The organism is Vicinamibacteria bacterium, assembly GCA_035620555.1.
In the GTDB taxonomy this organism is placed as follows: domain Bacteria; phylum Acidobacteriota; class Vicinamibacteria; order Marinacidobacterales; family SMYC01; genus DASPGQ01.
Map to the genome: position 1 here is coordinate 1 of DASPGQ010000308.1, position 11,745 is coordinate 11,745.

8 protein-coding genes are annotated in these 11,745 nt (G+C 64.5%); 6 read left to right on the forward strand and 2 right to left on the reverse strand.

Annotated features, from left to right (window positions below; translation table 11 throughout):
- Together VEK15_12465 and VEK15_12470 are read left to right on the forward strand one after the other, a co-directional pair.
- The coding region (locus VEK15_12465; protein ID HXV61504.1) for a methyltransferase domain-containing protein at nucleotides 1-441 on the forward strand (441 nt) is incomplete at its 5' end.
- A 5-nt stretch (nucleotides 442-446) separates the two neighbouring features.
- Nucleotides 447-1,058, forward strand: a complete 612-nt coding sequence (locus VEK15_12470; GenBank protein HXV61505.1) for a DUF1326 domain-containing protein — start codon at nucleotides 447-449, stop codon at nucleotides 1,056-1,058.
- A gap of 21 nt (nucleotides 1,059-1,079) precedes the next feature.
- On the opposite strand, the gene VEK15_12475 is transcribed toward VEK15_12470, so the two are convergent.
- Complete coding sequence (locus VEK15_12475; GenBank protein ID HXV61506.1) at nucleotides 1,080-1,790, reverse strand: hypothetical protein; 711 nt, start codon at nucleotides 1,788-1,790, stop codon at nucleotides 1,080-1,082.
- A gap of 130 nt (nucleotides 1,791-1,920) precedes the next feature.
- Here VEK15_12475 and VEK15_12480 point away from each other — a divergent pair, with 130 nt between their 5' ends.
- The 3 genes from VEK15_12480 (at nucleotide 1,921) to VEK15_12490 (ending at nucleotide 8,989) form a co-directional block, all read left to right on the forward strand.
- Nucleotides 1,921-4,815 carry a response regulator gene (locus tag VEK15_12480; GenBank protein HXV61507.1) on the forward strand — a complete coding sequence of 965 codons (2,895 nt, stop codon included), beginning with the start codon at nucleotides 1,921-1,923 and terminating at the stop codon, nucleotides 4,813-4,815.
- Nucleotides 4,816-4,896: 81 nt separating this feature from the next.
- Nucleotides 4,897-7,338, forward strand: coding sequence for an ABC transporter permease (locus tag VEK15_12485; protein ID HXV61508.1), 2,442 nt, complete (start codon nucleotides 4,897-4,899; stop codon nucleotides 7,336-7,338).
- A gap of 61 nt (nucleotides 7,339-7,399) precedes the next feature.
- Entirely contained in the window at nucleotides 7,400-8,989 is a 1,590-nt protein-coding gene (locus VEK15_12490) for a glycosyltransferase family 39 protein (GenBank protein ID HXV61509.1), read from the forward strand.
- 169 nt (nucleotides 8,990-9,158) lie between these two features.
- On the opposite strand, the gene VEK15_12495 is transcribed toward VEK15_12490, so the two are convergent.
- Entirely contained in the window at nucleotides 9,159-10,067 is a 909-nt protein-coding gene (locus VEK15_12495; protein ID HXV61510.1) for a dihydrodipicolinate synthase family protein, read from the reverse strand.
- Between the two features lie 112 nt (nucleotides 10,068-10,179).
- On the opposite strand from VEK15_12495, the gene VEK15_12500 reads away from it, so the two are divergent.
- Nucleotides 10,180-11,745 (forward strand): carboxypeptidase-like regulatory domain-containing protein (locus tag VEK15_12500; GenBank protein ID HXV61511.1); only part of this gene is annotated, 1,566 nt, incomplete at its 3' end.

Below are 11,745 nucleotides of genomic sequence, written 5' to 3' on the forward strand. Positions count from 1 at the left end.
GCACTTCCCTTCTCGACCGGGGAGTTCGACGTCGTCCTTTGCCTCGACGTTCTGGAGCATGTCGCGCTTCTCGACCAACCGAAAGCGCTCTCCGAGATCGCCCGGATAACGAAGGCCGGGGGGCAACTGTTCGTGACCGTCCCGAACCTCGCCCATCTACACAGCCGGTTGCGATTTCTGCTCCGGGGAAAGCTCACCCGCACCTCGGCCGTCGAGCGCCATCCCGGCGACCGGCCGCTCGCCGAATACCTGTCGCTCCTCGGCGAGGCGGGCTTTCGCGTCGAGCGCCGGGGCGGAATCTTTCCCACGATTCCTCTTCTGTTCCGTGCGGTCAACCGCCACCCGCGGAAACTCGGCTGGCTCGTCGCCTGTCTCGATGCCGTCGTTCCCTTTCCCGGCCTTCGCTTCCTGGCCACCATCCAGACGAGACGAGTGGGGTAACTCGAATGACGAGCTCCAAATGGTGGGCGCGAGGTCTTCTGTTCGAGAATTGCAGCTGCCAGCTGGTCTGCCCCGGACACATCCACTTCGATCAGCTCTGTACCCACGAGCGATGCCAGGGTTATTGGGCGTTTCGTTTCGAGCAAGGGGAGATCGACGGATTGTCGCTTGCGGGGCGTCGGGCAATCATCGTTTTCGATAGCCCCCAACGGATGATCGACGGCGGGTGGACGCAAGTGCTCGTCCTCGATTCGGAGACACCCCGAGAGCATCAGGCTGCCCTCGAGTCGCTCTTTAATGGCGAGCGAGGCGGCCCTTGGGAAATCCTCGGTCGTTTCGTCGCGACGAGACTAAAAACGCGTCTACTCCCCATCGACATGGAGGACGAAACGCAACGCAAACGGGTCACGATCCCGGGAATCCTCGAGTCGACGGTGGAAGCCCTCCGCGGACGCAACCGTGACGAGCCGGTGCGCTTCGAGAACATCTTCAATCAGATCCACTCACCCTCACAGGTGATCGCTCGGGGACAAGCCCGCTACGACGACGGGACGATCCGCTTCGACAACGCGCAGACCCACGGACTCTGGTCCGATTTTTCCTGGCGAGTCGACTGACGGCTGGCGCGAGCGCGCGGCTCAGCGGACGAGGATGAATTCCAGGCGATCGCTGTCGTCTTCGGTCGCCTCCACGACGATGCGGACCTCCTCGAGGCCGTAGAGCTTCAACGCCTCGAGCACCGCGTTCGCTCGCCGCTCCGCGATCGTTCCTCCACCCGCGTGAAGCTCGAGGGCGGTGCCAGGCTCGCGGGTCAGTCGCTTTGCGACATCGTCGAGCACGGCCCCGGCGCCCGGGGGCAGCGTAGAGGAGCCAGGAGCGAAGACGATGCTCGCGACTTCCTCGCGAGTCTCCGCAATCGATTCCTGCGGCAACGCGGGGTCGCCCCCGGAATCGATGAGCACTTCCGCCGGCGCCTCGTCGACGATCTCGAGCGTGTAGTTTCCCGCGGTGGCCCAGACCTGGCACCAGGTCTCACCTCCGTCTTCGCGACGAAAGCTGAAGGTGATGCGGTTGCCCGCGGTGCGATGGACGTCCCCACCGTCGAAGGCTTCGGCCTGCGAATTGAAGTGCTCGATGATGTCCTCTGCCGAGATGTCCGACTCGGTCTCGTACTCGAGGCTGTACAGTCGCCCCCGCACCGTCTTCCGAGTCCGGCTCCCCGCTTCTCGATAGATGACGACCATCTCGCCGTCCCGCTCTTCGTCGGCGACGAGCCTCGAGCCCGAAAGAGGACGAATGGCGGGGTGCTCGCCGGCATGGGTGAGCAACATCGTGATGAGCAAGACCACGAAGCCATCTTACTTCACGGCAACGCCGGTATGGTTCCGTCGCTCTTGACATATCGAGGGAAGCTGCCTACAAAAGGTCCCGCTACTCTCGAAATCGACCTCGAGATCCTGGTCAACAGGGAGGTCCGTCATGCACGACGAAAAAGCACTGCCCGGGGGACCTGCCACCGGGCGCTTCGTCGGTCAGTTGTGGCGCTCGGCTTTGGGCGCGCTGTTCGCCCACACCGTTGTCGCCCTCGCGGTCGTGCTGGCTCTCGGCTTGGGCTCGATCCTGTTCTACGTGTCGCGTTTCCAATCCCGGATGATCGAAACGATGGCGCTCGAGAACGCGGCAATCTACACTCAGGCTCTCGCCGAGTTTCGCACGCTCTATACGAGTGAAGTCGTCGAGAGGGTCCGTCCCCTCGGTGTCGCGATCACCCATGACTACGCGACGAAGGAGGGCGCGATTCCTCTTCCCGCGACCTTGGCCATCATGCTGGGACAGAGAATCGGGGAGCACGGCTCCGGAGCCAGCGCCCAGCTCTACAGCCCTTACCCGTTCCCCTGGCGCGCCGATTCCTCCGGTCTTCGAGACGATTTCGCGAAGAACGCCTGGAGCACGTTGAACCGCGAGACAAAGAAGCCCTTTTTCGCCTTCGAAGAGAGACAAGGACGCCCTTACTTGCGTTATGCCACCGCCGATCTCATGCGCTCGGCTTGTGTCGACTGCCACAACACGCACCCCGACACGCCCAAATCTGACTGGAAGGCCGGGGACACTCGCGGCGTTCTCGAGATCCGGCACCCCCTCACGAATATCGTGGCCTTGGCACGTGAAGGCATGCGGGGCACGGTCGCGCTCATGAGCCTTCTCTCGCTTCTTTCCGTCGGGGGTATCGGATTGGTGTTCGGGAGCCTTCGCAGAAAAAACCTGGAGCTCGAAGAAGCGAACCGATCGCTGCGGCGTGAAGTCGGAGAGCGAGAACGTGCCGAGCAGGCGCTCCGGGAGCTCACCGAGAGCCTCGAGGAGCGCGTGGCCGAGCGAACCGAAGCCCTCACCCGGGAAGTCGCCGAGCGCAGGCGCACCCAGCAGGCGCTCGTCCGGGCCAAGGAGGAGGCCGACGCTGCTACCCGGGCGAAGTCGGAGTTTCTCGCGAACATGAGTCACGAGATCCGAACCCCGATGAACGCGATCATCGGCATGACCGAGCTCACGCTCGAAACCAAGCTGTCCGACGAGCAGAGGGAGTACACCGAGACGGTCAAGATGGCTGCCGACTCGCTTCTGGCACTCGTGAACGATATCCTCGATTTCTCCAAAATCGAGGCCGCCAAGATCGAGCTCGACCGGATCGATTTCAGCCTTCGGGATTGTGTCGGCCGCGCCCTTCGCACCGTGGCCCTCTCGGCGCACGAGAAGGGGCTCGAGCTCACGTCGGAGATTCCATCATCGGTTCCCGATGGCTTCATCGGCGATCCGCAACGACTCGGCCAGGTCCTCGTGAATCTCGCCGGCAACGGTGTCAAGTTCACCGAAGCCGGCGAGGTATCGGTGAAGGTTCTTCTGGAGACCGCGGACGAGGAGAACGCCCTGCTCCATTTCACCGTGCGAGACACGGGAATCGGCATCCCCGAAGACAAGCGGCAATCGGTCTTCGATAGCTTCACTCAAGCGGATGCCTCCACCACGCGCAAGTACGGCGGCACCGGTCTCGGCCTCACCGTATCGGCGATGCTGGTGAAACTGATGGGCGGACGCGTCTGGGTGGAGAGCGAAGTAGGACGGGGAACTGCGTTTCACTTCACCGCGCGTTTCGGCCTCGCAGAGGCTCCGGCCGCGAAGCCCAGTCCTCTCGAGCTCGAGAGGGTCCGCGACCTTCGCACTCTGGTCGTGGACGACAATTCGACGAACCGCCGCATCTTGACCGAGATGTTGACGGGTTGGGGGATGAGCCCGGTATCGGTAGGGAGCGGAGCTCAGGCCCTGTTGCGGCTCGAGGAAGCGAAGCGCGCGGGGCAACCGTTCGCACTGGTTCTCACCGACGGCCACATGCCCGAGATGGACGGATTCGAGCTCGCCAGACGCATCCAGGCCCAGCCCGGTCTCGTTCGGGGCACGGTAATGATGCTGACTTCCGGAGGTCGGCCAGGGGATTTCGAGCGCTGTCGGGAGCTCGGCGTTTCCGCCTGTCTGACGAAGCCCATCACCCGCTCGGGGCTCTGGAACGCGGTCGCCGAAGCGGTAACGAGTCCAGTGGTCCATCTAGCAGAGACCCCTGCCGCGCGCCGAGACGAGTCGGCGACGGCCTCGTCGATGAAACTGCTGCTGGTGGAGGACAACGCCGTCAATCGAAAGCTCGCCGTGCGGTTGATCGAGAAACATCTCGGCGAGGTGGTCGTCGCAACCACGGGCGGCGAGGCGCTCCGAATACTCGCGGAGAGGGGACCCTTCGACGTCGTCCTCATGGACGTCCAGATGCCCGATATGGACGGGCTCGAGGCAACCAGACTCCTCCGGCGCAGAGAGGAGTCGACAGGCGTGCATACGCCCGTCATCGGTGTCACCGCTCACGCGACGCCCGCCGATCGGGCGTCCTGTCTCGAGGCGGGGATGGATGCTTACGTGGCGAAGCCCTACCGGCTCGAGACGCTTCTCGCCGCCATTCAGCAAGCCGGCACGGTTCGTACGGGTCAATTCGAAGAGGTCGAAGCGCTGGCTCGGACGGGAGAAGACGCCGAGCTCCTCCGGGATCTCATCCGGATCTTTCTCGCCGATTATCCTCAGCACGTGAGAAAGCTTCGTGCCGCAATCGAGCTCGGCGACGCCGAGCTCGTCCTGGTCGAAGCCAACTCGCTCCGGAGCTCGATGGTCAACTTCGTGGCCCGTCGTCCCGATGACGCCCTCGAACGCCTGGAGCGCATGGGTAGGGAGCAGGATCTTGCGCTCGCACGGGATGCCCTTTCGGCGCTCGAGACCGAGCTCGAGAAGCTGTCGCGTGAGCTGAACGCTTGGATTTCACGGCAGAATCCGAAGAGCTATTGAAGCGGTTCTGGTCGAGGGGTGAACGCCCGTAGCATCGAAGTTCTTCCTTTACGCCGTCCCCGGGCTTGGCTAGTCTTGCTCGTGCTCCGCGAAGTGCATCACGCGTTTCGAAGTCTTCTGCGACGGCCCGGGTACTCGATTCTCGTCATCGTCACGCTCGCCCTCGGAATCGGGGCTACGTCTACCATTTTCAGCGTCGTCCATGGAGTGCTTCTGAGGCCTCTTCCCTTCTTCGCCGCGGATCGGCTCTTGATGCTCTGGCAGAGAGCGCCGGGCGTCGGTGTGGCCGAGGACTGGTTCTCGCCCACTCAGTACTTCGACATCCGCGAGCGGGTTCGAAGCTTCGAGCAGACGGCGCTCGTCCACGGGTCGAACGTGACGCTGAGCGGCGATTCGGCCGAACCAGAGCGGGTCGGCGCTCTGGAGGTGTCGTCCTCGTTTTTCGATCTCTTCGGCATCGAGCCCCTGCTCGGCCGGGCTCTATCGTACGAGGACGACTTGCCCGGTGCCGCGAGAAAAGTCCTTCTCACTCGAAGGCTCTATGAGCGCCGCTTCGGGGCCGATCCCATCGTCGTCGGGCGCACCATCCGCGTCGACGGGGAGCGGCTCGAGGTCGTCGGCGTTCTCCCGCCGCTTCCGCTAGACGCCGACGTCCTCCCGACTCTCGCCACCGTGCCCGTCTTCGATCTCGTGCTGTCTCTTCCCGTCGAGGATCCGGGACGAACCACCCACGGCTCGGAGAACTACAACGTTGTCGCCAGAAGGGCGGCTACGGCGAGCCTCGGCGAAGTGGAGGCGGAGCTCCTGAACGTTGCCTCGGACTTCGTGAAGGACCCGGAGAGCCTGGGCTCGGGGCTCACTCCCGGGACCGAGTACCGAATCGGCGCCGTTCCTCTGCTCGACCAGGTGGTGGGTCCGGTCCGCTCCCCTCTCTACTTGCTTCTGGCCGCGACCGCCGTTCTGTTACTCATCGCATGCGCGAACGTTGCGAACCTGGTGCTCACCAGGGCGGCGTCAGGCCATCGCGAGCTCGCTCTTCGAACCGCCATCGGAGCATCGCGGCTCCAGATCCTCCTGGAGTCTCTCCTTCCGAGCGTCGTTCTCGGACTTTCGGCCGGGCTCGCCGGGCTCGGCATCGCGTTCGCGTCGGTGCGGGCTCTTCGCGCGGCAGCTCCTCCGGACCTTCCACGCCTCGCCGAGATCGAGGTCGACCTCGGAGTCGCGGCCTTCACCGCCGCGGTGTCTGTCGGAGCGAGCCTCCTCTTCGGACTCGGTCCCGCGCTCCGTATCTCGCGAGTCGCCCCGGCGGACGCGCTTCGGGAGGGTGCCGCGGCGGTTCGGGCTCGATCACTCTTTCGCTCCGGCTCCCGCTACCTGGTCATCGCCCAGGTCGCCCTCTCGCTCGTGCTGGCGATGGGAGCGGGGCTTCTCCTCCGCACGCTCCGGGTGCTGCAGTCGGTCGACCCCGGATTTAGCGCCGAGGGCGCGCTCACCTTCCGGGTTTCCCTCGCGGGCGACCGCTATCAGGAACGAGGAGCGAGAGACCGATTCTTCGAGCTGGTATTCGATCGTCTCCGCGGGACCGCCCCCGGTAACGCAGCTGGCGGAATCTCGATGCTTCCCCTGACCCGCGGGTTCGCCTGGACCGACTTCACCGTCCAGGACCAGAGTCTCTCTCCCGATCGGGACCGCGTCGTCGCGGACGTTCATGTCGTGACGCCCGGCTATTTCGAGGCGATGGGTATTCCCGTCCTCGCCGGCCGTAGCTTCGAGTATGACGACGATAACGAGCCTCCCATAGCCCTCGTCAACCGCGCGCTGGCCGAGAGGTTCTGGCAACTCGAAGATGCGGTGGGGAAGTGGGTCTCGCGGCGGCCCGAGGACCGGGTGACCATCGTCGGGGTCGTGGAAGACGTCAAGCATTACGGCCTCGGCACCGAGCCGAGAATGACCGTCTTCTTCCCCTACGAGGCTTACGCGAGTCGGACCCTCTTCGGCGTGGTGCGCAGCTCGAAGTCGGAGCAAGAGGTCACCTCTCGAGTGACCGAAGCGGTCCGGGCCCTGGATCCCGAGGTCCCGGTTTACGATATCCGGCCGATGACCGACCGCGTCGGCGCCTCCCTCACGCGCCAACGCGTGCTCATGTCGCTCCTCCTGCTCCTCAGCGCCGTCGCCCTCATCCTCGCGACCATCGGCCTCTACGGTGTCCTCTCCTATACGGTCGCCACCCAGACCCGAGAGCTCGGGATCCGAAAAGCCATCGGCGCGAGCCAGATCGAGCTCTATTGGGTCGTGGGCCGAGGCGCGGGACGCGTCCTCGCGCTGGGCACGATCCTCGGTCTCACCGCGTCTCTCGTCGCCGGTCGTTTCATCGAGGCTCTCCTTTTCGGCGTCCGTGCCCACGATCCCGTGTCACTTCTGGCCGCTAGCCTTGGGCTCCTGGCGGTCGGCATCGTGGCGACTCTGGTTCCCGCCCAGCGAGCCGCAGCCGTCGAGCCGATCCAGGCGCTGAAAGAAAACTGACCATCACGCGCCGGCTCGCAACCGACGGTTGGCTGCATTAGACTCCCCGCATCCATCGCTCGTGAGAGTCGTAGAGTTTCGAACGAAGACTCCCTTCGCCCTCGGGCTCATCGGAGCACTCGCCCTCGGGTTGCGCCTCTGGGGAATGGATTATGGTCTTCCCCATCCGACATCGCGACCCGACGAAGAGCGCATCGTGGGCCGAGCGCAAACGATTTTCGCTACCGGAGAGTGGCATCCGGGAAGCTTCTATTACCCGAGCCTCCTCTACTACGTGAACACCGTCGCCCTCTACGGGTACTATGGCGCGAAGAAGCTCGTGGGAGACTACGAGCGGCCTTTCGACTTCCTCTTCGACATCGCGGTTACGAGACCGGGGCTTCACTATCGAGTCTCCCGCTTGGTGAGCGTTCTCGCCGGAGTGGGTACCGCGCTCGCGACCTACGCTCTCGGCCTCGCCGCCTACCGGCGTCGGTCCGCAGCCCTTCTCGCCGGGTTGGCCGTTGCGGTCTGCCACGTCCACGTCCGAGATTCGCACTTCGCGACCGTAGATATCCCCGTGACCCTCTTCGTCACGCTGTCGCTCGTCTTCGCTGCGCGCCTGCTCGAGACCGCCTCTTCGAGACACGCCGCACTCGCCGGCCTCTGCGCGGGGCTAGCGGCCTCGACCAAATACAACGGGGGCCTCGTCGCCGCGGCCATCGCCGTCGCGTTGTGGCGCGTTCGCGCTCCGATGTCCCGCTGGATCTGCGCCGGGCTTGCGGCGATGCTCGCTTTCGCGCTCACGTCCCCCTACGTCGTTCTCCGTTTCGCCGCTTTCCGCAACGACATGAGCTTTCTCCAGGACTTCCTGTACGGCTCCTCGGAGAGCCCCATCGCCCTCTGGACCCACCTGCGAACGACGCTCCCGGCGGGCCTGGGCTTCGGCCTCTTCCTGGCTTCGGGCGTGGGTGCGGCCGTGGCCGTCAAACGGCGCAACGACGCCGATGTCGTGCTCCTGTCGTTCCTCGTACCGTTCTTCCTTATCATCTCGAGCGTACGCATCACTTTCCCGCGGTACGTTCTGCCACTCGTTCCCGTGCTCACGATACTCGCTTCCGACGTGGTCGCCTCGCTCATCGCTCGCGTGCCTCGGCGGGGACGCGCGCTCGCCTGGACGGTGGCCGTGGTGGCGCTCATCGCACCGAGCTTGTCGAGCTCTCTGGCTTTCGACCGCATCGCGGCCAGATGGGACACCCGGGTGGAAGCGGCACGATTCATCGCGGCGACCACCCCCCCTCAGACGAGAATCCTGTTGTGCGGTGGCTATGGAGCGCCGCCGGTCAACGAAGACCGACGACGACCGCCTGCCTATCGCGTCGAGGTCATCGACTGTCTTTCCGAACCCCCGCTCGCCGCCTTCAACCAGGCGCGACTTCTGGTGACGCACGAACATCGCGAGCTCTCAGCATTTTCCCGGGTCGCGCCCGAGCTTCTCGAGTGGCTCGAAGCTCACGCCGAGAATGTGGCGAGCTTCGACCCCTATCGTCGGGAGAGCCAGGCGATGCCATTCTTCTTCGGCTCGGACGCGTTCTACATTCCTTACGCCGGCTTCGAGGCCGTGGTCAGGGGAGGCCCCCTCGTGCGTGTGTGGGAGCTGCCCGGTTCTTGAATGGTCCGCAGGGACGAGCAGGCTGATGAAAAAGGACAACTCAGCCTGCCGAGCGGTGGCCAAAACGTCTGCCGCGAGATCGGCGCGCAGCGCCGCAGAGGCCGAGCCGTGGCGGCCGGTCGATCACAGGTCCCGCCACGGCATTGAGTACTCAGAGGCAGAAAAGAAGTCAGCGCGAGCGTGACTTCAGTGCCGCCACGAACGCGGCCACGCGTGCTCGATGCTCGTCGTCGAGAGACTGGCCGGGGCGTCGGGGCGAGCCGACGTCCAAGCCCCATGCCGAGACTCCCGCTTTGATGACTCCGGTAGGGTTCGAGCTGCTGCGAAGGAGATCCCAAAGAGGCAGAATCTCCTCGTAGTAGATGCGCCGCGCAAGAACGAGATCACATTGCGCGATCACGGCATGGAGTAGCTCCTTGCCCGAGCGAGGCACGATGTTGAGGATTCCCGTGATCCACGTGTCGACACCCAGGGCGAAGGACTCGAGAGCGGTCGAGGGGGCGCCGCAAATGACACGCAAGCGATCGCCCACTTCACGATGAATCTGGTGCACACGGCTGGCGTCACCGGTGCTCTCCTTGACGTAGCGAACGGGAACGATCTCGGCAAGCCGTGCGAGAAGCGAAGGCGCGAGATCGACGCCGGTGAGAGACGGGTAGTTGAAAAGGACTATGGGAAGAGACGTGCTGGCCCCGAGATCGGCGTAGAAGCCGATGACGTCATCATGCGATCGGCCGGAGTAGAGCTCGGAGAGAATGGGCGCGGCCATGATGGCTGCCGCGCCTCTTGCTTCGGCGGCACGCGCGAGCTCCATCGCCTTCCGGGTCGTCGCGCTGAGGATCGCGGGAACGACGGGAACTCGACCTGCCGCCGCCTCGATCACGGTGTCCCAGACCGCCAGCGTCTCGCTTTCCTCGAGAAGAAGGCCTTCGCCAGTGAGCGCGGTCGCCATCAGGCCATCCACCTCGTCTGAGACGAGGTGGGCGGCAAGGGCGGCCAATACCCCATGATCCACGGAGTCGTCGTCGCGAAACGGAGTGATTAGCGGAACGATGATTCCGCTCAATTGTGTCGGCATCGGTGCCCGCACATTATTTCAAGAATCGCTTGCAGAGCGCGACGGCGCCACTACCGGCGCGGACGCAGCAACGGCGACGAAGCCGCTACACTGGAAGCGGAGGATCAATCCCATGCGTATCCCGCTCTGCTTTGCCATTATTCTCGCCTCGGTTCACTCCCTGTTTGCGCAAGCCGAAGCGCCGCTCCCCGTCAGGAAGGTCGTTCTGTACAAGAACGGGGTCGGCTACTTCGAGCACCGGGGCCAGACCCGCGGTGAAAGCGCCGTCGCCATCGAGCTTCCGAGCGCGCAGCTAGACGACGTGTTGAAGTCGCTCACGGTCATCGATCTCGGGGAGGGCGGTCAGGTGGCCGGGGTCAGCTATACGACGCTCGCCCCCCTGGACCGCAGGCTCGAGGCGATGGCCCTCGATCTCACTTCGGCGGACGGTCTCACGTACTTCTTGAATCAGATCAAGGGCGCCCGGGTCGAGATCCAAACCGGCGACGGAGTCGCGTCCGGCAAACTGATGAGCGCGGAAGTGAAGAGGCGGGAGCTAGGCTCTAACGGAACCATCGAAAGGACGCAAGCGCTCGTCTTTACCTCCCAGGGGCAAGTGCGGGCGCTCGAGCTCGGCTCTGCGGCTTCGATTCGCCTGCTCGACTCCGAGCTTTCGTCGCAGGTCTCACGCTACCTCGATCTTCTTCGCACCGCCCACGAGCGGGACGTCAGGCGACTCGAGATCGAGACTCTTGGACCCGGCCAGCGCTCGCTCCAGGTCAGCTACACCTCCGAAGCGCCGATCTGGAAGACGACTTATCGCCTCGCCCTCGAAGAGGGAGCGAAACCTCTGCTCCAGGGGTGGGCGATCGTGGACAACGTGAGCGCCATGGACTGGGACGGCGTCGAGCTGTCTCTCGTTGCCGGCGCGCCGGTGAGCTTCGTTCAAAACCTCTCGCAGCCGGTCTACTCGAGACGGCCGACGGTTCCCCTTCCCGCGGGCCTGCAGGTCGCGCCGCAAACGCATGGGATGGCGTTCGACGTCGCGGGGGAGCGTACGCGGATCGCGGGAACGGTCGTGGACCCGACGGGAGGGGTGCTCCCTGGTGCTGAAGTTCAGGCATTCGACCGCGCCGGAGAATCCGTGAGCAAGGCCGTCACCGACGAAGATGGCCGATTCGTTCTTTCGGTGCCCCCGGGAGTGTATCGCGTTTCCGCGAGCCTGGCAGGCCTAACGACGCATGAGTACCGCGAAGTGAACGTTTCACCCGGAAGGACACGGCAACTCGACTTTCGACTTGATTTGGATAGCGTCAGCGAGACGGTGACCGTTACTGGAGAGTCCCCACTGCTCGAACCCGCCGAGCGGATGAAAAGGGAACGAGGATTCCCCGGCGGTATCGTGGGTGGTGTCCCGTCCTCGCCGCCTCCCCCGGCCCCGATCTCTCGTGCCCTTCGCGAAAGCCGCGTCGAGGCCGCCCAGGCGTCCTCCCTAGGAGACCAGTTCGAGTATCGGCTTCCTCATCCCGTCAACATCGGGCGCAACCGATCGGCACTCCTCCCCATCGTCCAGACCGAGATCCCCGGAGAAAAGGTATCGATATACAACGAACGCAGCGGCGACCCGCGGCCACGCCTCGCCGTTTCGCTCGTGAACGAGACCGGCCTCACCCTCGACGCGGGGAGTTTCACCGTCCTC